The 19,624-nt window shown below is 70.6% G+C and carries 21 protein-coding genes; 13 read left to right on the top strand and 8 right to left on the bottom strand.

The window, feature by feature from the left end:
* From ACZ7MX_RS20290 to gcl, 3 genes are all read right to left on the bottom strand, one after another.
* On the bottom strand, positions 1-335 hold a 335-nt coding region (locus ACZ7MX_RS20290), incomplete at its 3' end, for an NAD(P)-binding domain-containing protein (protein ID WP_472133963.1).
* Positions 336-399: 64 nt separating this feature from the next.
* Positions 400-1,239 carry a TIM barrel protein gene (locus ACZ7MX_RS20285; protein ID WP_472133961.1) on the bottom strand — a complete coding sequence of 280 codons (840 nt, stop codon included), beginning with the start codon at positions 1,237-1,239 and terminating at the stop codon, positions 400-402.
* A gap of 155 nt (positions 1,240-1,394) precedes the next feature.
* A complete protein-coding gene (gcl, locus tag ACZ7MX_RS20280; protein WP_472133958.1) occupies positions 1,395-3,176 on the bottom strand; it encodes a glyoxylate carboligase in 1,782 nt (593 codons plus the stop codon).
* A 370-nt stretch (positions 3,177-3,546) separates the two neighbouring features.
* Here gcl and ACZ7MX_RS20275 point away from each other — a divergent pair, with 370 nt between their 5' ends.
* The 3 genes from ACZ7MX_RS20275 (at position 3,547) to ACZ7MX_RS20265 (ending at position 5,642) form a co-directional block, all read left to right on the top strand.
* Complete coding sequence (locus ACZ7MX_RS20275) at positions 3,547-3,807, top strand: hypothetical protein (protein WP_467575336.1); 261 nt, start codon at positions 3,547-3,549, stop codon at positions 3,805-3,807.
* Positions 3,808-4,720: 913 nt separating this feature from the next.
* Positions 4,721-5,059 carry a hypothetical protein gene (locus ACZ7MX_RS20270; RefSeq protein WP_472133956.1) on the top strand — a complete coding sequence of 113 codons (339 nt, stop codon included), beginning with the start codon at positions 4,721-4,723 and terminating at the stop codon, positions 5,057-5,059.
* A gap of 235 nt (positions 5,060-5,294) precedes the next feature.
* The gene (locus ACZ7MX_RS20265) at positions 5,295-5,642 is read left to right on the top strand and encodes a hypothetical protein (protein WP_158795147.1); all 348 of its coding nucleotides are present in this window, start codon (positions 5,295-5,297) and stop codon (positions 5,640-5,642) included.
* A 100-nt stretch (positions 5,643-5,742) separates the two neighbouring features.
* Here the strand turns inward: ACZ7MX_RS20265 and ACZ7MX_RS20260 are convergent, their stop codons facing one another.
* Positions 5,743-6,969 carry an acyl-CoA dehydrogenase family protein gene (locus tag ACZ7MX_RS20260; RefSeq protein WP_472133954.1) on the bottom strand — a complete coding sequence of 409 codons (1,227 nt, stop codon included), beginning with the start codon at positions 6,967-6,969 and terminating at the stop codon, positions 5,743-5,745.
* Between the two features lie 159 nt (positions 6,970-7,128).
* On the opposite strand from ACZ7MX_RS20260, the gene ACZ7MX_RS20255 reads away from it, so the two are divergent.
* Positions 7,129-7,776, top strand: coding sequence for a TetR/AcrR family transcriptional regulator (locus ACZ7MX_RS20255; RefSeq protein WP_472133952.1), 648 nt, complete (start codon positions 7,129-7,131; stop codon positions 7,774-7,776).
* A gap of 57 nt (positions 7,777-7,833) precedes the next feature.
* On the opposite strand, the gene def is transcribed toward ACZ7MX_RS20255, so the two are convergent.
* Complete coding sequence (def, locus tag ACZ7MX_RS20250) at positions 7,834-8,394, bottom strand: peptide deformylase (RefSeq protein ID WP_472133950.1); 561 nt, start codon at positions 8,392-8,394, stop codon at positions 7,834-7,836.
* A 182-nt stretch (positions 8,395-8,576) separates the two neighbouring features.
* Here def and ACZ7MX_RS20245 point away from each other — a divergent pair, with 182 nt between their 5' ends.
* The 5 genes from ACZ7MX_RS20245 (at position 8,577) to ACZ7MX_RS20225 (ending at position 13,131) form a co-directional block, all read left to right on the top strand.
* Positions 8,577-9,815 carry a MurT ligase domain-containing protein gene (locus ACZ7MX_RS20245; RefSeq protein WP_472133948.1) on the top strand — a complete coding sequence of 413 codons (1,239 nt, stop codon included), beginning with the start codon at positions 8,577-8,579 and terminating at the stop codon, positions 9,813-9,815.
* A 37-nt stretch (positions 9,816-9,852) separates the two neighbouring features.
* Complete coding sequence (locus tag ACZ7MX_RS20240; RefSeq protein WP_472133946.1) at positions 9,853-10,581, top strand: type 1 glutamine amidotransferase; 729 nt, start codon at positions 9,853-9,855, stop codon at positions 10,579-10,581.
* A 152-nt stretch (positions 10,582-10,733) separates the two neighbouring features.
* On the top strand, positions 10,734-11,759 hold the full coding sequence (locus ACZ7MX_RS20235; RefSeq protein ID WP_385859745.1) for a 6-phosphofructokinase: 1,026 nt from the start codon (positions 10,734-10,736) through the stop codon (positions 11,757-11,759).
* Positions 11,760-11,897: 138 nt separating this feature from the next.
* Positions 11,898-12,857 (top strand): cytochrome c oxidase assembly protein, encoded by a 960-nt coding sequence (locus ACZ7MX_RS20230; protein WP_472133944.1) that lies wholly within the window; start codon positions 11,898-11,900, stop codon positions 12,855-12,857.
* A gap of 115 nt (positions 12,858-12,972) precedes the next feature.
* Positions 12,973-13,131 (top strand): hypothetical protein, encoded by a 159-nt coding sequence (locus ACZ7MX_RS20225; protein WP_472133942.1) that lies wholly within the window; start codon positions 12,973-12,975, stop codon positions 13,129-13,131.
* A 6-nt stretch (positions 13,132-13,137) separates the two neighbouring features.
* On the opposite strand, the gene ACZ7MX_RS20220 is transcribed toward ACZ7MX_RS20225, so the two are convergent.
* Both ACZ7MX_RS20220 and ACZ7MX_RS20215 read right to left on the bottom strand, forming a co-directional pair.
* Entirely contained in the window at positions 13,138-13,575 is a 438-nt protein-coding gene (locus tag ACZ7MX_RS20220) for an SSI family serine proteinase inhibitor (RefSeq protein ID WP_472133940.1), read from the bottom strand.
* Positions 13,576-13,832: 257 nt separating this feature from the next.
* Positions 13,833-14,522 carry a hypothetical protein gene (locus tag ACZ7MX_RS20215; protein ID WP_472133938.1) on the bottom strand — a complete coding sequence of 230 codons (690 nt, stop codon included), beginning with the start codon at positions 14,520-14,522 and terminating at the stop codon, positions 13,833-13,835.
* 213 nt (positions 14,523-14,735) lie between these two features.
* Between ACZ7MX_RS20215 and ACZ7MX_RS20210 the strand changes: the two genes are divergently transcribed.
* The 3 genes from ACZ7MX_RS20210 (at position 14,736) to ACZ7MX_RS20200 (ending at position 16,938) form a co-directional block, all read left to right on the top strand.
* Positions 14,736-15,470 carry a lysophospholipid acyltransferase family protein gene (locus ACZ7MX_RS20210; RefSeq protein WP_472133936.1) on the top strand — a complete coding sequence of 245 codons (735 nt, stop codon included), beginning with the start codon at positions 14,736-14,738 and terminating at the stop codon, positions 15,468-15,470.
* Between the two features lie 128 nt (positions 15,471-15,598).
* Positions 15,599-16,456: a TIGR02452 family protein gene (locus ACZ7MX_RS20205; protein ID WP_472133934.1), complete on the top strand. Its 858-nt coding sequence runs from the start codon at positions 15,599-15,601 to the stop codon at positions 16,454-16,456.
* A complete protein-coding gene (locus tag ACZ7MX_RS20200) occupies positions 16,453-16,938 on the top strand; it encodes a YbaK/EbsC family protein (RefSeq protein WP_472133932.1) in 486 nt (161 codons plus the stop codon). Before ACZ7MX_RS20205 ends, ACZ7MX_RS20200 begins: the two co-directional genes overlap by 4 nt.
* A gap of 73 nt (positions 16,939-17,011) precedes the next feature.
* Here the strand turns inward: ACZ7MX_RS20200 and ACZ7MX_RS20195 are convergent, their stop codons facing one another.
* Positions 17,012-18,649, bottom strand: a complete 1,638-nt coding sequence (locus tag ACZ7MX_RS20195; protein ID WP_472133930.1) for an alpha/beta hydrolase — start codon at positions 18,647-18,649, stop codon at positions 17,012-17,014.
* Positions 18,650-19,206: 557 nt separating this feature from the next.
* Between ACZ7MX_RS20195 and ACZ7MX_RS20190 the strand changes: the two genes are divergently transcribed.
* Positions 19,207-19,590: a hypothetical protein gene (locus tag ACZ7MX_RS20190; protein WP_472133928.1), complete on the top strand. Its 384-nt coding sequence runs from the start codon at positions 19,207-19,209 to the stop codon at positions 19,588-19,590.
* The last annotated feature ends 34 nt before the right edge of the window (positions 19,591-19,624 follow it).

The following is a 19,624-nucleotide window of genomic DNA, read 5'->3' as shown; positions in this document are numbered from 1 at the left end:
GCGGCGCGGGCCAGGTCGATGGAGGTCTGCGGGGTGATGGAGGACATGTCGATCAGCAGCGCGCCGCGCTGGGCGTTTTCCAGGATGCCGTCGGGTCCGTAGGCGATGGCTTCGACCTGGGGGGAGGCCGGGACCATGGTGATGACCACGTCCGCGTCGGTGACGGCTTCGGCGATCGAGCCGGCTGCGGTGCCGCCGGCCTGGGCCAGTCGCTGGAGCTTGTCGGCCTCCAGGGTGTAGCCGGTGACGGTGTAGCCGGCCTTGATCAGGTTCTCGGCCATGGGCGAGCCCATGATGCCCAGACCGATCCATGCGATCTTGGGGAGGTTGCTCACAAGGGTGCCTTTCACATGCTGGTACGTCAGTCACAGGGCCGCGCCGAAATGGCGGGCGGGAGGGTTACTTCGCCGCCCGCAGCGGTGCCGGCAGCCATGCGAAGGCACCGGCGCTGGGGCCGTCGCCCGGCTTGTACTCCAGGCCCACCCAGCCTCGGTAGCCGGCCTTCTTGAGCCGGTCGAGCAGGTCGTCGAGGTCCAGCTCGCCCGTGCCCGGGGCGCCGCGGCCGGGGTTGTCGGCGATCTGCACGTGCGCGGTCTTGGCGGTGTAGCGGTCGATGACCTCCTCGAGGTCCTCGCCGTTCATCGACAGGTGGTACAGGTCCATCAGGAACCGGGCGTTGTCCAACCCGGTCGCGGCGTTGACCGCGTCGACGATCTCGATGGCCTTCGGCGCCGAGACGATCGGGCACCTGGGGGATTCGGGCGCATTGAGCGCCTCGATCAGCAGCGTGCCCCCGACCTCACCGACCGCCCGCGCCGCGAAGACCAGATTCTCCAACGCCAGCGCATCCTGCTCCGCCGCATCCACGCCCTCGACGCGGTTGCCGTACAGGGCGTTGAAGGTCGTGCAGCCCAGCGAGCGGGCGAACTCGATCGCCACCGGCACGTTCGCCCGGAACTTCTCCGACTCCTCCCCCGGAACCGACAGCGCGCCGCGATCGGGGCCCGGCAGCTGACCGGCGTAGAAGTTCAGCCCCACCAGCTGCGTGCCAGCATCGGTCAGTGCGTCGCGCAGTGCGGCCAGCTCCGCCGCGTCCGGAACCGGGGCGTCCACCCACGGCCACCACAGCTCCACCGCCGTGAAACCCGCCGCCCGCGCGGCCGCCGGCCGCTCCAGCAACGGAAGCTCGGTGAACAGGATCGACAGATTGACGTTGAAGCGCGTGTCCGTGAAACCCATGAGGGCCGGCGCTCCTTCCGGATAGCGGATTTTAGTTTCTGCATTACGGTATGTCCGTGCTACGGGATGGTGACGAGGCCGGGCGCGCCGGTCAAGAGCGCGCCCGGTTCGCCTCCGGATCCGGCCCGGCGGCGGAACGCCGGGCCGGTCCGGCGTCAGGACTTGAGCGGCTTGATCGCGGTGGGGGCGTGCCCCGGCTCGGTCGCGATCTCTTCCCACTCGTTGACGCTGGCGATGTCGCTGCCGCTCATCGAGATGTTGGTGATCCGCTCCAGGACGGCCTCGACGACGACCGGGACGCGGTACTCGGCGGCCAGCTTCTTGGCCTCCTCGAAGGCGGCGCCCAGCTCGTTCGGGTCGGTGACCCGGATGGCCTTGCAGCCCAGGCCCTCGGCGACCTTGACGTGGTCCACGCCGTAGACACCGATCTCCGGCGAGTTGATGTTCTCGAACTCCAGGTTGACCTGGAAGTTGATGTCCAGGTTGCGCTGCGCCTGCCGGATCAGGCCCAGGTACGCGTTGTTCACCAGGACGTGGACGTAGGGGATCCTGTGCTGGGCACCGACCGCCAGCTCCTCGATCATGAACTGGAAGTCGTAGTCGCCGGAGAGGGCGACCACCGGCGCCTCGGGGTCGGCGGTGGCGACGCCCAGCGCGGCCGGGATGGTCCAGCCGAGCGGGCCGGCCTGGCCGCAGTTGATCCAGTGGCGCGGCTTGTAGACGTGCAGCATCTGCGCGCCGGCGATCTGGGACAGGCCGATGGTGGTGACGTAGCGGGTCTCCGGGCCGAAGGCCTTGTTCATCTCCTCGTAGACGCGCTGCGGCTTCATCGGGATGTTGTCGAAGTGCGTACGGCGCTGCAGCTGGGCCTTGCGCTCCTGGGTGGAGGCGGCCCACTCGCCGCGGTCGGGCAGCTTGCCGGCGGCCTTGAGCTCCTTGGCCACCTCGACGAACAACTCCAGCGCGGCCCTGGCGTCCGAGGCGATGCCGTAGTCCGGGGCGAAGATCTTGCCGATCTGGGTGGGCTCGATGTCGACGTGGACGAACTTGCGGCCCTGGGTGTAGACGTCCAGCTTGCCGGTGTGACGGTTGGCCCAGCGATTGCCGATGCCCAGGACGAAGTCCGACTCCAGGAAGTTGGCGTTGCCGTAGCGGTGCGAGGTCTGCAGACCGACCATGCCGGCGTTCAGCTCGTGGTCGTCGGCGAGGATGCCCCAGCCCATCAGGGTCGGGACGACCGGGGTGCCGGTCAGCTCGGCGAACTCGACCAGCAGGTCGGCGGCGTCGGCGTTGATGATGCCGCCGCCGGCGACGATCAGCGGGCGCTCCGACTCGTTGAGCAGCGCGAGGGCCTTCTCGATCTGCGCGCGGGTCGCGGTCGGCTTGAAGGCCGGCAGCGGCTCGTAGGTCTCCGGGTCGAAGTCGATCTCGGTGAGCTGGACGTCGATCGGCAGGTCGATCAGGACCGGGCCCGGCCGGCCGGAGCGCATCAGGTGGAAGGCCTGCTGGAAGACGCCGGGGACCTGGGCGGCCTCCATGACGGTGGTCGCGGCCTTGGTGACCGGCTTGGCGATCGAGGCGATGTCGACGGCCTGGAAGTCCTCCTTCTGGATCACCGCGGTCGGCGCCTGGCCGGTGATGCAGAGGATCGGGATGGAGTCGCCGATCGCGGAGTAGAGGCCGGTGATCATGTCCGTGCCGGCCGGGCCGGAGGTGCCGATGCAGACGCCGATGTTGCCCGGGTGGGTCCGGGTGTAGCCCTCGGCCATGTGCGAAGCGCCCTCGACGTGCCGGGCCAGCGTGTGGTCGATCCCGCCGGCGCCCTTGAGCGCGGCGTAGAAGGGGTTGATCGCGGCACCCGGCACTCCGAAGGCGTTGGTCACGCCCTCCCGCTTGAGGATCTCCACCGCGGCGCGGGCGGCTGTCATTCGAGGCATCGCGTACTCCTGCGTCGACCTGTCACGAGCGGACCCCGGCGAGAGCCGGGACACCTGATTCCGTATCGTGGAATCAATGTTTTGCTTTATGGAAGGAAGTTAGAGCGCGCCGATCGGCGCGTCAAGGGGCGCCGGGGCATCGGCGGCGAAAACGCGCAGATGGGGGCGGTGCGGCGGGCCGGTACGGCCGTGGCGAGGTGCAACGTCGAGCGCGGCGGACAGGCGGCCCCGACGACGGACGAGCCGATTCGGCGGGCGGGCAGGCAGCCGCGACGGCGGGCGAGCCGATTCGGCGGCCGGAACCTGCCACCATGGCTCTGTCGGCCCGGACGGACGGCCGGGCCCTCGCTCTCACCTGGAGGAGCAGCCCATGACTCCACAGCAGGCCCGCGACCTCGTCCGCAGCGTCTTCGGCGACGGGATCCACGCCGAGGTGACCGGCTTCCCCGGCGGCAATCTCTCCCTCGCCCTCTGCGGCAGCCGGCACTCCGCCACCGTCGACGGGCACCCCGACACCGGCTGGGCCTACACCGTCGACCCCGGCGAGGACGACGGTTTCACCGGCCACGACCAGGCGGCCGACACCCTGGAGGAGGCCCTGCGGGCCATCCACGGGACGCTGACCGACTGACCCACCCGGTCGATCTCCCGCATTTCTCCCGAGGACGGCCGGGGGCCACTCCCGGACGTCGAAAAAGGCCCCACCCTCAAAGAGAGCGGGGCCTTTGCGGCACCACGCGTCCAAGCGTCCACCGGGGCCCTGTCGGGCGGCGGCTCACCGGATGAGGCGCGCCTGGCGGATTCGCTACGCTTCGGCCGGATCTTCCTTTCCCGCAAGTCGCTCGCGGCTTGTGGCCACGAAGTCGTTGTACGCACTGATCAGTGCGCCTTCTTCTGCATGAGCGTGGGTTCCAGCTCCTCAGTGCGTAGCGCTCCGTCCTCTGCCCTGACCAGTAACCAGTCCTCGATCGCGGCGATGAAATCCGTGTTGGCTTCGCCTATGACCCAGGCGGAGGTCGTGACATCCCTCGGCCCGAAAGAGCTGATGTGGTGGCATGCGATCCGGAGGTTAACGGCCTCTCAGCGCAATTCATGGAGAACTTCTTGAGCTGCCGCAAGATCCGACGGCCCTTGGCCCGCGACACCGAAAGGCGTTTCACGTCGGGCGTAAGCGCTGTGCAGTTGGCGACTTCGCGCTCCGCCGAATGCTGCCTTCCGGGGGGCCTTATGGCGCTCGCGTGTCCGCGCCATAAGGGCTGCGGGGTCCTACCGTGTAGGCATTCCAGACCGAACCGCCCTCGGTGTTCTACCGGTTCCACCGATCCCAGCCAAGCATCGGCTCGTTATCCGATTGAACGCCTCCCCACCAATTCGGGTAGGATGATCACAGCCTCGGGGGAGCCAAGGAGCAGCACATTCTTTCCTGCCTCGTACCACTCCCCCACGGGCCGGCAAGCGTGAAATCAACATGGGGGGATCAGAAAATGAAGATGCGCGGTTTGGCAAAGAAGGGTGCTCTCGTTGCAGCGACGAGTGGCCTCCTTTTGATTTCCGGTGGCCCCGCACAGGCCTCTTCGGGTTGGGACTACAAGGGCGCCACCAATTTCTACAACGGGGGTGGCGACAGGTTCTACACCCACGACGTGTATTCGACGGGCGGCTCCCTCAAGGTCTGCATCAACACGTCCGCCACCAAGAGCCAGAGCTACGACCTGTTCGAGCACGACAGCACGGGCGCTGACGAGTACGTCACCAGCGTGAACAGCGGCGGCTGCTACACCTTCAGCAACATCGGGAAGTACGTGGACGGCGACAACGGCAAGGCCGAGTTCTACATGTTCACCTATGACCAGTCCGCTGTGAGTGTCCAGTGGTGGGACTGACGCGCGGTGACCAGATGATTCGGTGAGGTCCGCACCGAACAACGCGGTGTGCACTGAGCATCACGCATGAGACGACTGAGGGGCCGACCGGCATGTACATCGCCGGTCGGCCCCCTAGGTATTTTCGCTTGGATCCGTCGGTCGTTGTCCCCCACGCCCCTTGTTGGCGCCTCTGCGCCCTGCTGAACGCCGCGTTCCACTGGCAGGCTCTCGTCTTCTGACCGAGGGGGAGTTCATGCCGTCTGCGTGCCCGCGCTGCAAGGACCACACCCAGGTGGTGCACTGGCCGGAGTTCTACAAGTCGCTTCCGCGCGAGTCGGAGCTGAGGTCTCAGGCACCGCAACCTGCGGACTACAAGGCCCAGTTGCTGCTACCTGCCGGCGCGTGCGCGGTCGGGGCGGTGGCGCTCGTATCGGGCGCGGTCGCTGCGGGGCTCCTGCTGGTGGCCGGCGGCATCGGTGTGGGTGTGTGGCTGTGGCGGAAGTCGTCGGCAGCGGATGATGCGCGGGCGAGGTGGGCGCGGACTCTGTACTGCCGGCGGTGCCCGGTGCGGTTCCTGCCGGAGGAAGCCGTGGCCGTTTAATCCGGTAGGCGTGCTTCAGTGAGGAGAGACCCCACCCTCCGCGAAGGGCGGGCACTCTCCTCGCCGGGTCGATCCATGCACGTCCTGCGGCAGCGGTGCCCTACCGGATCGGCATCCCCGACAGCGTCCGCGCGATGACCAGCCGCTGGATCTCGCTGGTGCCTTCGAAGATCGTGTAGATCGCGGCGTCGCGGTGCATGCGCTCGACCGGGTATTCGCGGGTGAAGCCGTTGCCGCCGAGGATCTGGATGGCCTGGGCCGTGACCTTCTTGGCGGTCTCACTCGCGAACAGCTTGGACATCGAGCCCTCGGCGGAGGTGAAGGGCTTGCCCGTGGTGGCCATCCAGGAGGCGCGCCAGACCAGGAGGCGGGCCGCGTCGATCTGGGTGCGCATGTCGGCGAGTTGGAAGGCGACGCCCTGGTTGTCGATGATCGGGCGGCCGAACTGCTCGCGGGTGGTGGCGTACTCCAGCGCCACCTCGTAGGCGGCGCGGGCGGTGCCGACGGCCATGGCGCCGACGGCCGGGCGGGACGCCTCGAACGTCGCCATCGCGGCGTTCTTCACCCTCTCCCCACCCGCCTTGGCCTTCTCGCGGGCCCGGGCGAGGCGCTCGTCGAGCTTCTCCTTGCCGCCGAGCAGGCAGTGGCCGGGCACCCGGACGTCCTCCAGGACGACCTCGGCGGTGTGCGAGGCGCGGATGCCGTGCTTCTTGAACTTCTGGCCCTGACTCAGGCCGGGGGTGTTCGGCGGGACGATGAAGGAGGCGTGGCCCTTGGAACCCAGTTCGGGGTCGACGACCGCGACGACCACGTGGACGCCTGCGATACCGCCGTTGGTCGCCCAGGTCTTGGTGCCGTTGAGGACCCACTCGTCCTTGGCCTCGTCGTAGACGGCGCGGGTGCGCATCGAGGCGACGTCCGAGCCGGCGTCGGGCTCGGAGGAGCAGAAGGCGGCCACCTTGACGTCGTTGGCGTCGCCGTACATCTGCGGGACCCAGGTGCCGATCTGTTCCTCGGTGCCGTTGGCGAGGACGCCGACGGCGGCCAGGCCGGTGCCGACGATGGACAGCGCGATGCCCGCGTCGCCCCAGAAGAGCTCCTCCATGGTCATCGGGATGCCGAGGCCGGTGGGGTCGAAGAACTGCTGGGCGTAGAAGTCCAGCGAGTACAGGCCGATCTTCGCCGCCTCCTGGATGACGGGCCAGGGGGTCTCCTCGCGCTCGTCCCACTCGGCGGCGGCGGGGCGCACGACGTCCGCGGCGAAGCCGTGAATCCAGTCACGGACTTCCTTCTGCTCGTCGTTGAGCTCCATGGTGAACTCGGCCATGTCCCCTCCAGTGCAGGCATTTCTCGTGTTACTAGCGGTAACGCGAAGTGTGTTACTCGTCAGTAAGTGATGTCAACTCCCCCTGTGCCGGATTACCGGCGAAGATCGGGTGTTACGTTGCGCGAGCGCCACGGAGTCACGAGGGTGGGGAGCACGACCATGGAGAGCACCGACAACAGCGGCCGCCGGCATTCGGCGACCGAGCGCAGACGGCGGGAGCTGCTGGAGGCCGCCGAGCGCATCGTGCTGCGCGACGGCCCGGACGCCTCGATGAACGCCATCGCCGCGGAGGCGGGCATCACCAAGCCGATCCTCTACCGGCACTTCGGCGACAAGGGCGGCCTGTACCGCGCGCTGGCCGTCCGGCACACCGACGCCCTCCTGCTCAACCTGCGCACCGCGCTGGACGCATCGGTCCTGCGCCGCGACCGGGTCGAGGCCACCCTCGACGCCTATCTGCTCGCGATCGAGGCCCGTCCGCAGGTGTACCGCTTCCTGATGCACCCGGCGGAGGAGAACAGCCCGTCGGAATCCGGTTTCGACGTGGGGCGGCACGCCGCTCCGCTGCTGCGCCGGCTCGGCGAGGAGCTGGCCACCGTGATCATCGAACGGCTCGACCTCGGTCCCGGCGGCGAGGAGCGGGCCCGGGTCTGGGGCCACGGCATCGTCGGCATGATGCACGGCGCCGGCGACTGGTGGCTGCGCGAACGGCCCTGCTCCCGCGAGCAGTTGGTCCAGCACCTGACCGATCTGCTGTGGGGCCAGCTGGCCGCCCTCAAGGACCGCGAGGACAGCCCCGGGTTCTGAGGACGTACGACGAACAGAGGGGCCGGGGGCCAGAGGGCCGGACGAGGAGCCGGCCGGTCAGCGGCCGGATGTCTCCGGGTCCGCGGCCCACGGCGACCGGGCCGCGGCGCGCAGCACCCGGCGGCGGCGCAGCCCGGTGAGGTGGTCGACGTACAGACCGCCGTCGAGGTGGTCGCACTCGTGCTGCAGACAGCGGGCGAAGAAGCCGGTGCCGGTCACCGTCCGCGGCTCGCCGGACGCGCTGAAGCCGGTCACCACGGCCCGGTCGAGGCGCGGGGTGCCGGCCTCGATGCCGGGGAGCGAGAGGCACCCCTCGGGCCCGCGGATCACCGGTCCGTCGGTCTCGACGAGCCGGGGGTTGACCAGGTGGCCGAGGTGGCGGCGGTCCTCGTCGTCGGGGCAGTCGTAGACGAAGACCCGCAGCGGGACGCCGATCTGGTTGGCGGCGAGCCCGACACCGTGCGCGGCGTACATCGTGGCGAACATGTCCTCGATGAGCGCGGCCAGCTCCTCGTCGAACGCGGTGACCTCCTGACAGGGCCCCGTCAGGGCCGGATCGCCGAGCAGACGCAGCGGGCGGGGGCGGCCGGAACTGCCGGGGATGGTGCGGAGGCGCATGGGACAAGCGTACGGTCCTGGGCACCGCCGGATGTCGCCGGACGGGTGGCGGGGTTCGGGGCCGCCGCCGGATCTCGATAGGCTGATCCCCGACCGAAGCCTCCGGCCGGTCGTCGGCAACGGAGGAGGCGTTCCACCGGCAGCCGCACGCCGGGCGCCGGATGCAAGGAGGATCTAGGACGATGGCAGGCAACACGGAGCCGCTGTCGCCGCGGGCCAAGCTGGCCGTGACGGCGGGCAAGGCCGCGGCGGCGGTGTCGCGCGCGGCGGGCCGCGGCAGCGGATCGGTGATCGGTGGCCGGGTGGCGCTGAAGCTCGACCCCGACCTGCTGGCACGGCTCGCCGGGCACCTGGACGTCGTCCTGGTGTCGGCGACCAACGGCAAGACCACGACGACGCGGCTGATCGCGGAGGCGCTGCGGGCCAGCGGCCCGGTGGTCTCCAACGCGCTCGGTGCCAACATGCCGGCCGGCATCACCTCCGCCCTCGCCGGCGGCTCGGACGCCAAGTACGGCGTCATCGAGGTCGACGAGAAGTACCTCGCCGGGGTGGCGCGGGACGTCACGCCGAAGGCCATAGCGCTGCTGAACCTCTCGCGCGACCAGCTCGACCGGGCCGCCGAGACCCGGATGCTGGCGGAGAAGTGGCGCGAGGGACTGGCCGGCTCCAAGGCCCTGATCGTCGCCAACGCCGACGACCCGCTGATCGTGTGGGCGGCCTCGTCCTCCGCGAACGTGGTGTGGGTCGCGGCCGGCCAGGAGTGGAAGGACGACGCCTGGTCCTGCCCGTCGTGCGGTGGGGTGATGCAGCGGCCGGGCGACGACTGGTTCTGCGCCGAGTGCGGTTTCCGCCGCCCCACGCCGAGCTGGGCGCTCTCCGGCGACCACGTCCTGGACCCGCACGGCAGTGCCTGGCCGATCAAGCTCCAGCTTCCGGGGCGGGCCAACAAGGCCAACGCGACCACCTCCGCGGCGGTCGCCGCCGCCTTCGGGGTGCCGCCGCAGGTGGCCCTGGAGCGGATGTTCTCGGTGCAGGCGGTCGCCGGCCGCTACGACGTGGTCACGTTCCAGCAGCGTGAGCTGCGGCTGCTGCTGGCGAAGAACCCGGCCGGCTGGCTGGAGACCTTCTCGCTGATCGACCCGCCGCCGACCCCGGTGATCATGTCGGTGAACGCCCGCGGCGCGGACGGCACGGACACCTCCTGGCTGTGGGACGTCGACTACACCCGGCTGGCCGGGCACCCGATCTTCGTGCTCGGTGACCGCAAGCTGGACCTGGCGGTGCGACTGGAGGTGGCCGGCCTCGACTTCCAGGTGTGCGAGAGCCTGGACGAGGCGGTGCAGCTGGTGCCGCCCGGCCGCATCGAGGTCATCGCCAACTACACGGCCTTCCAGGACCTGCGCCGGCGCGTGGGCAACTGACGTGATCCAGCCACCCTCTCGACAAGGACGAGCACGCATGAGTGACAACAGCCTGCGCCTGGTCTGGATCTACCCGGACCTGCTGAGCACCTACGGCGACCAGGGCAACGCCCTGGTGGTGGAGCGGCGGGCGCGCCAGCGCGGTCTGGACGTCCAGCGCGTGGACGTACGCTCCGACCAGCAGATCCCCACCTCCGGCGACATCTACCTGATCGGCGGCGGTGAGGACCGGCCGCAGCGGCTGGCCTCCGAGCGGCTGATCCGCGACGGCGGTCTGAGCCGCGCGGTCTCCAACGGCGCGATCGTCTTCTCGGTGTGCGCCGGCTACCAGATCCTGGGCCACGAGTTCATCAACGACCTGGGTGAGCGGCAGCAGGGCCTGGGGCTGCTGGACGTGGTGTCCACCCGCGGCGAGGGCGAGCGCTGCGTCGGTGACGTACTCGCCGACATCGACCCGCAGTTGGGGCTGCCGCCGCTGACCGGCTTCGAGAACCACCAGGGCGTGACGCATCTGGGCGCGACCGCCCGGCCGTTCGCCAAGGTCCGGTTCGGCAAGGGCAACGGCGTCGGCGACGGCTACGAGGGCGCGTACAACGACACCGTCTTCGGCACGTACATGCACGGCCCGGTGATGGCCCGCAACCCGCACATCGCCGACCTGCTGATCAAGCTGGCGCTGGACGTGAACGCCCTGCCTCCGGTGGAGGACCGCTGGTACGAGGCGCTCCGCCAGGAGCGGATCGCCGCCGCGACCCAGCCCGCCTGAGCAAAATCTCCCTTTTCACGGCCTTTCGTACGCCCGCAGTCCGCACTGCGGGCGTACGTGTGCCCGGGGGCCCCGCGCTTGTAGGGTGAGCGGCATACAACCGGACGACGGGGTCCGGGCCCCCCGGTTACGTTGCAGAGGGTTTTCGAGCAATGCGTATTGGTGTCCTCACCTCCGGCGGCGACTGCCCCGGTCTGAACGCCGTCATCCGCTCCGTCGTCCACCGTGCCACCGCCGACCACGGCGATGAGGTGATCGGTTTCCGCGACGGCTGGAAGGGCCTGCTGGAAGCCGATTACCGCAAGCTCGACCTCGATGCCGTCGGCGGCATCCTGGCCCGCGGCGGCACCATCCTCGGGTCGTCCCGGGTGCAGCCGGCCCATCTGCGCGACGGCGTGGAGCGGGCCCGCGGCCATGTCGCCGAGCTGGGCCTGGACGCGATCATCCCGATCGGCGGCGAGGGCACGCTGAAGGCGGCGCGGCTGCTGTCGGACGCCGGGCTGCCGATCGTCGGCGTACCGAAGACCATCGACAACGACATCGCGGTCACCGACGTGACGTTCGGTTTCGACACCGCGGTGGGCGTCGCCACGGAGGCCCTGGACCGGCTCAAGACGACCGCCGAGTCCCACCAGCGGGTCATGATCGTCGAGGTGATGGGGCGGCACACCGGCTGGATCGCGCTGCACTCCGGCATGGCGGCCGGTGCGCACGCGATCGTGGTGCCGGAGCGTCCCTTCGACATCGACGAGCTCACCGCCCGGGTCTCGGCCCGCTTCGAGGCCGGCAAGAAGTTCGCCATCGTGGTGGTCGCGGAGGGCGCCAAGCCGCGCGAGGGCACCATGTCGTTCGACGTCGGCGGCAAGGACATCTACGGGCACGAGCGGTTCGCGGGCGTGGCCCGGCAGCTCTCCGTCGAGCTGGAGAACCGCCTCGGCAAGGAGGCCCGGCCGGTCATCCTCGGCCACGTCCAGCGCGGCGGCACCCCGACCGCGTACGACCGGGTGCTGGCCACCCGCTTCGGCTGGCACGCCGTCGAGGCCGCGCACCGCGGCGAGTTCGGCATGATGACCGCGCTGCGCGGCACGGACATCACGCTGGTCCCGCTGGCCGAGGCCGTGGAGACCCTGAAGACCGTGCCGGCCGCGCGCTACGACGAGGCCGAGTGCGTACTGTGACCCCGGCCACCGCGCACGGCAGCGCCGTCCGCTCCGCACGGTAGTTCCCCGCTGTACGAACCGCCCCCGGCCACGATCACGGCCGGGGGCGGTTCTACGCTTGTCGCCGGAGCATTGGTACGAATCAGGAGCGAGCGGATGGATCACAGCGGGCACGGCATGGACGGCATGCAGATGGATCTACCGCCGTTCACGCTGGGGCGGGGCCTCGCGTTCGGTGGTGATCCGGTCTTCCTCATCGGCTGCCTGCTGGCCCTCGGGCTGTACGGCTGGGCGGTCGTCCGGCTGCGGCGCCGGGGCGATGCCTGGCCGCTCGGCCGGATCGTCGCCTGGGCCCTGGGCGTGCTCACCGTGGCGCTGTCGATGTGCACCCGGCTGAACGACTACGGCATGCTGATGTTCAGCGTGCACATGGTCCAGCACATGATCGTGAGCATGCTCTCGCCGATCCTGCTGCTGCTCGGTGCGCCGGTGACGCTGGCGCTGCGGGCGCTGCCCACCGCCGGGCGCGGCCGCAAGGGCCCGCGGGAGCTGCTGGTGGCGCTGCTGCACAGCCGCTACATGCGGATCATCACGCACCCCGCCTTCACCATCCCGCTGTTCATCGCGAGCCTCTACGCGCTGTACTTCTCGCCGCTGTTCGACTTCCTGATGGAGTCCCGGGCCGGGCACATCGCGATGATGGTGCACTTCCTCGCGGTCGGCCTGGTCTTCTTCTGGCCGATCATGGGCGTCGACCCGGGGCCGCACCGGCCCGGTTACGTGATGCGGATGCTGGAGCTCTTCGCGGGCATGCCGTTCCACGCCTTCTTCGGCATCGCGCTGATGATGGCCTCCGAGCCGATGGTCGACACCTTCCTGCACCCGCCGGCCTCGCTCGGCATCGAGGCGCTGTCCGACCAGCAGGCCGCCGGCGGCATCGCCTGGGCGTTCAGCGAGATCCCGTCCGTCGTGGTGCTGATCGCGCTGGTCTTCCAGTGGTACAAGTCCGAGGAGCGGCAGTCGCAACGCGCCGACCGGGCCGCCGACCGCAACGGCGACCAGGACCTCGCCGACTACAACGCGTACCTCGCCTCGCTCAATGCGCGGGGGCGGTAGGGCCGCAAGCGGGTGGGGCGACCATCTGGCGGTACGGGCCGCGGCCGGGGACGATGGTCCCATGGCCGCGGCCCGCTGCGTTGCCGGCTCCGGGCTGCCGTGAGGAGGATGCGGGATGCCCGGATCTGTGAGGACGATGGCCGTGTGCACGGTGACCGGTCTGGTGGCCGCCACCGCCTACACCGTGGCGCTGGGCGCGAATGGCTGGCTCTGGTTCTGCTGGGTGATCCTGGCCCTGGTGACGGTCGGGGTGGTGGCGGCCCGGCCGAACTGAGGGCGCTCAGAAGCGGAAGACCGGCCCGGTGGCGGAGTGCATCATGCACGCGTTGGGGAATTCCTTCCGCCAGTTCACCGGACCGCCACGCCAGTTGCCGGTCGCGGTGACGGTGACCGGGTCGTACTCCCGGGTGCAGGCGTGCGGCTCGCCGGGCAGCGCGTCCAGATCGCCGCGTGCCCAGGTCAGCGCGTCGCAGGCGGCGGCCGCGTGGGGGTGTCTGCCGTAGATGTCCGGGCAGGCGAGCCGCACCCCGCGGATCCAGGTGTCGTGGTCGCCGGAGACGGTCAGCAGCAGCCCCTGGCCGGCGGCGGGCGGCGGCGGTTCGGTGGCGCCGGCCGGACCGGCACAGAAAGCTCCGGCCAGCACGGCGGACACGGTCGCGGCCACAGCGGCGGCGGGCACGGCGGCCCGCACGGTGCGGCGTCGGTGGTGCACGGGCATCGGTGCCTCCTGGGGAACGCTGGGGGGCTTCAGGCCACCCCGCCGGCCCCCGACACGCAAGCGGCCACGCCGCGGGGTCGCCCGTACGGTCCCGTTCCCGAGCCGTTCCGGGGCCCCCTCGGTCTGCGCCGGGCCCGCCCGGAAGAAGGTGGCCGGTGACGGAGGAGGCGGCTTCCGTCACCGGCCACCGGACCGGAGGGGGTCATCGCGAACGGGCTCTCACCCCGGGCTCCCGCACCGGGGGCGTCCCGCCCGGGCTAGCCCACGCGCTCGATGCGGGCGTGCCGGATCAGGAACTTGCCCTCCTCCCGTACCTGCTCGAACGCGGCGTTGTTGAGCAGCACACAGCTGCCCGACGTCGAGGTGACGGACACCGTCGTCGACTTGTTGTTGTCCAGGTTGGTCACCTTCAGTTTCGTGCCGGCGGGGAACTGGTCGCTGGAGGCGGCCGGTGCGCCGCCCTCGCCGGAGAGGGTGACCGTCGAGCCGGGGCAGACCACGTCGCCGCCGGCCGCGGGCGGGGCACCGGACGCGGACGGGTCGGCCGAGCCCGGCGGGGCGGCCGAGGAGCTCGGGTCGGCCGAGGAACCCGGTGGTGCCTCGGAGGCGGGCGGTGCACTGCTCTGGGGCGGCGCACCGCCCTGGGGTGGCGCACCCGCCTCGGCACCGCCGCCTCCCCCACTGCAGCCGGCGGCCTGCTGCTTGACCTGGATCTCCTTGATCACCGCCTGTCTGTTGGCGATCCGCGCCGCCGACTGGGCGTCGGGGTGGGCCTGTTGATCGGCGATGAACTTCTGGTTGTTGCTCAGGGCGGTGGCCAGTCCGTCGCAGGCCACCGACGCCTGGCTGGTGCCGGTCGTGACGATGGCGATACCACCCACCAGCGCCGCGGCGCTCACCGCGACCACGATCTTCTGTCGCCGGGTGACTCTTCTCTTGCGGGACATGTAGGGCTCCTGTCCTTGGCCCGGAAGCTGGTCCCGGGCTCGCTTGCCGGTCAGTACGGGAACCCGACTACCGGGCTCTCAGGGCAGGTGGAAAGTTGTCCGCGGATGCCAAATCCGCTGCCGGGCGTCAGCATCGATGCGCGTCGAGGTGGTTACTCCCGGCGGCGGTTGCTCCTACACTCACTGCCGCCTCGGCCGCGGAGGGAGCCGCCCGTGTTCTACCAGGTGCTCAAGTACGTCCTGTTGGGACCGCTGTTGCGGCTGGTGTTCCGGCCGCGGGTGGAGGGCCTGGAGCACGTCCCCGAGGAGGGCGCCGCGATCATCGCCGGCAACCACCTCTCGTTCGCCGACCACTTCGTGATGCCGGCGATCGTGCCGCGCCGGGTGACGTTCCTGGCCAAGTCCGAGTACTTCACCGGACCAGGGCTCAAGGGCCGGCTGACCGCGGCGTTCTTCCGCGGGGCCGGGCAGATCCCGGTGGACCGGTCCGGCGGCCGCGCCTCCCGGGCGGCGATCGCGTCGGGCCTGGCCGTGCTGCGCAAGGGCCGGCTGCTCGGGATCTATCCGGAGGGCACCCGTTCGCACGACGGCCGGCTCTACAAGGGGCGCACCGGGGTCGCCGCGATGGCCCTGCAGGCCGGGGTGCCGGTGATCCCCTGTGCCGTGATCGGCACGTTCGAGGCGCAGCCGACCGGCCGGCGGCTGCCGCGGGCCATGCGGATCACCATCCGCTTCGGCGCACCGCTGGACTTCTCCCGGTACGCCGGCCTGGCCGACGAGCGCACCGCGCTGCGTGCCGTCACCGACCGGATCATGTACGCGATCCTCTCCCTCTCCGGGCAGGAGTACGTCGACCTGTACGCCACCGAGGCCAAGGCCCGGGCCCAGGCGCACCCGCAGGTGCGCCGTCGGCGGACGACGCCGGGCACCCCGCCCGAAGCGCCCTAACGTCGCGGGTACGACGACGGGCAGCGCGGACGATGCGGCGCCGGCCGGCCGCCCGTTATTCGATCGCGCGCCCCACCCCGGGCCTCTACCGTGATCATCATGTGGCCGTGGAGAGAAGGGCGCCGTCGATGAGCGCCCGTTTGCGGGGGATGGCGCAGGAGACCGAGCGGATCGTTGCGCAGGGGAGGTACCGGGCGCCGAGCGGGCGGCCGGTGGAGATCGCGGAGCAGGTGGCGCGGGCCCGGGCCGGGACGCGGTTGTACGGGCCGGAGCCGGTCGCGGTGCCGGAGCCGGAGGACGGCGGCCGGGAGACCGTGTGCGAGGTGACGGGGGAAGGCAGCCTGACGGCGGGGCGGCGGCTGGCCGGGAGCGGTGGCGGGCCGGTCGCGGTGCTGAACTTCGCCTCGGCGCGGAATCCCGGCGGTGGGTACCTCAACGGTGCGCAGGCGCAGGAGGAGGCGCTGTGCCGGGGGTCGGCGCTGTACGCGTGCGTGCGCGAGGCGCCGGAGTTCTACGCGGCGCACCGGCGGGAACCGACTCCGTTCTACAGTGACCGGGTGATCCTCTCGCCGGGCGTGCCGGTGTTCCGGGACGATCGCGGAGTGCTGCTCGAAGTGCCGTACGAGGCGGGGTTCTTGACGGCGGCGGCGCCCAACGCGGGGGTGATCGCGCGGCAGCGGCCGGCCGAGGCGGGGCGGGTGCCGGCGGCGCTGGCCGTACGGGCGGAGCGGGTGCTGGAGGTCGCGGCGGCCGGCGGGTACCGTCAGCTGGTCCTCGGCGCCTGGGGGTGCGGGGTGTTCCGCAACGAACCCGCCGATGTGGCGCGGGCGTTCGCCGCGCAGCTGCTGGGTGCCGGCCGGTTCGCCGACCGGTTCGGCCGGGTGGTGTTCGCGGTGCTGGACCGCCGTACGGACTCCCCCACCAGGGCCGCCTTCGCCGAGGCGTTCGCGGCGTGCGCACCAGGAAGGGAAACGAGGACGGCGTGAGTGAGCACGAGACGTACACCAAGCTGATCGGGCTGCTGGAGGAGCGTGGGGCACGCTTCCGGATCTACGAGCACGCTCCGGAGGGCGCGACCGAGGCGGTGAGCGCGCTGCGCGGGAACGTGGTCGAGCAGGCCGCCAAGTGCATCGTCGTGATGGTCAAGCTCGGGAAGAAGACCAAGCGCTACGTGCTGGCGGTGGTGCCCGGTGACCGGCGGGTGGATCTCGGTGCGGTGAAGGCGCTGCTGGGCGGGTCGTACGCCGGGTTCGCGACACCGGAGGTCGCGGAGCGGCTGGCGCGCAGCGTCAGTGGCACGATCCTGCCGTTCTCCTTCGACGAGGAGCTGACGCTGGTGGTCGATCCGGCGCTGCTGGAGCAGCCGGAGATCTACTTCAACGCGGCGCGGCTGGACCGCTCGCTGGCGCTGGTGACCGAGGACTACGTGGCGATCGCGGAGCCGCGGGTGGAGCCGATCGCGGGCTGAGCCGGGGCCGGACACGGGGCGAGGGCGGCCGGGAGATTCCCGGCCGCCCTCTTCTCCTGGTGGTTCCGGTGGGTTACCGGGCTGCCGGGAGGTCGGCCTTGCCCGCCGCCGCGGCGGCCTTGGCCGGCGAGGCGGCCGGCTTCGGCGTGGCGTGCGGGGCGCAGGTCACGTCCTGGGCGTCGGTCCTGCCCTCCAGGAAGTACGCGTCGACCCGGTCGTTGATGCAGGGGTTGACCAGGCCGGTGACGCCGTGCGAACCGGCGTCCCGCTCGGTGATCAGGCGGGAGCCCGCGAACCGCTTGTGCAGCTCGACGGCGCCGTCGTAGGGCGTCGCCGCGTCACGGGTGCTCTGCACGATGAGCACGCTCGGCAGGCCCTTGCCGGTGCGGACCTCGACCGGACGCTGCTGCTTGACCGGCCAGGTGGCGCAGGGCAGGTTCATCCAGGCGTTGGCCCAGGTCATGAACGGGGCCTGCTGGTGGATGCGGGTGTTGTCGCGGTCCCACTTGCGCCAGCTGGTGGGCCACTTGGTGTCGGTGCACTCGACGGCCGTGTAGACGGCGTTGCCGTTCTCCGCGGCGATGTTGCCCGCGGTGTCCTTGAGGTCAGGACCGGCGTTCTCGATCAGCGGCTTCGGGTCGCCGGCGCGGTAGGCGCTCCAGACCTGCGCGACGGTGGCCCACATCGAGTCGTAGTAGGGCGCGTTCTGGAAGAAGCCGGTGAGCTCGGCCGGCCCGACCACGCCGCCGATGGCGTCCTTCTTGGCGGTGGCGCGCAGCTGCTCCCACGCCTTCTGGACCTTCTCGGGGGTGTCACCGATGTGGTAGGTGGCGTCGTTCTTGGCGACCCACTTCTTCCAGTCGCCCCAGCGGGTCTCGAAGGCGATGTCCTGGTCGAGGTTGGCCTGATACCAGACGCTCTCGCGGGACGGGTTGACGACGCTGTCGACGAGCATCCGGCGCACATGGCCCGGGAAGAGCGTCGCGTAGACGGCGCCGAGGTACGTGCCGTACGAGACGCCCAGGTAGTTGAGCTTCTTCTCGTGCAGCGCGGCGCGGATCACGTCGATGTCGCGGGCGGTGTTCGCGGTGGTCATGTACGGCAGCAGGGCGCCGCTGCGCTCCTTGCAGCCGTCCGCGTACTCCTTGGCGAGCTTGCGCTGGGCGCGCTTGTCCGCCTCGCTGTCCGGTACCGGGTCGGCCTTCGGGGCCTTGACGAACTCCTGCGGGTCGATGCAGGAGATCGGGGCGGAGTGGCCGACACCGCGGGGGTCGAAGCCGACGAAGTCGTACGCCTTCGCGGTCTTGGCCCACAGCGGGTTCTTGGTGGTGATGCGGTTCGGGAAGCGCATGCCCGAACCGCCCGGTCCACCGGGGTTGTAGAGGAGGGAGCCCTGGCGCTCCTCCTTGCCGCCGGTGCTGACCGCACGGTCGACAGCGATCTTGATGGTGCGGCCGTCGGGCCGGGCGTAGTCGACCGGGACGGTGACGAAACCGCACTGGACGGGCGACTTCAGACCCCAGTCGGCGGGGCAGTCCTGCCAGTCGATGCCCTGCTTGGCCGCACGCGCGGCGGCGACATGGACTCCCCGGGCCTCGGCCGAGCCCTTCTTGTGGTGTTCCCCCGCGCTGGCGGGTGTGGCTATCGCGGTGGCGAGGAGAGCCCCGGTCACCAGGGTGCCGGCGGCGCCGAGCACTGCTGATTTTCTCACGTGGTGTGTTCCCCCTGCATGGTGCGCCACTTGTGGCGGCGTTGATCACAGGCCTACGAGGGGATCCTGTCGCCTGCGTGCCCCTCCTGAACAGGTTTGACCCGCAATTCTTTACCAAGCTGTAGGTTTCCGGCCGTTGCCGGGCCGGGAGTTGACACGACGGGTGCCGGCCGGACGCCGCAAGGGAACCCTGTCTTTCCGGCCAAGCGGCGGAAGGGCCGGGCGGGCGGTGTTGCCTCCGCTGCGCGGGTCTGCCCGCGAGCGTCAACTCGTGCTGGTGAGAGGTGATGTGACGGGGTGACAGGAGCCGCTGCCAGGGGTGCCGCAGGGGGCCCGGGGGACCGCTCGGCCGGCTGCCGCAGCACCGTCGAAGGGCGAGAACGCGTCAATTGCCTTGAACCTGCCCACGAGGCATGTGCCACGCGCACACCTTCAGTAACCTTCCGTGAAGGCTCTCCCACGCAGCGCCACCCGGGAGGGCTTCGGCGTTTCCGCCCCGTCCGGAGCGCCGTCCCGTCGTCCGAGCCGTCGTCCAAGCCTCGCGAAGGAGATCCGAAGTGCCGGGTATCGATCAGGTGTTGGCCCAGGCGATGGGAATCCCGGGGGTGCTGGGGGCCGGACTGATCGACTGGACCAGCGGGCTGACGCTCGGGACGGCCGGCCAGGCACCGAACGGGGACCATGACGCGGCCGCCGCGGACACCGCCGAGGTCGTCCAGGCGGTGGCGCGCAACGCCACCTTCGACACCACCGGGGCCACCGCCTCCGCCCTGGAGGACCTGATCATCACGGCCGCCGGCAGCTACCACCTGATCCGTTTCGTGCACACCGCCTTCGACAGCCAGACCTATCTGTACCTCTGGCTGGACCGCGCGCAGGCGAATCTCGCCGTGGCCCGGATACGGCTGCGCGAGCTGGCGGCGGGGCTGGTCGCGTCCTGACGTACCCGCGCTGCCAGTTCGCACGAACGGTGAG

The sequence above is a fragment of the Streptomyces sp. NPDC107765 genome, assembly GCF_055657085.1.
The sequence above is the reverse complement of the archived record's forward strand: the minus strand, read 5'-3'. Positions and strand labels throughout refer to the sequence as shown.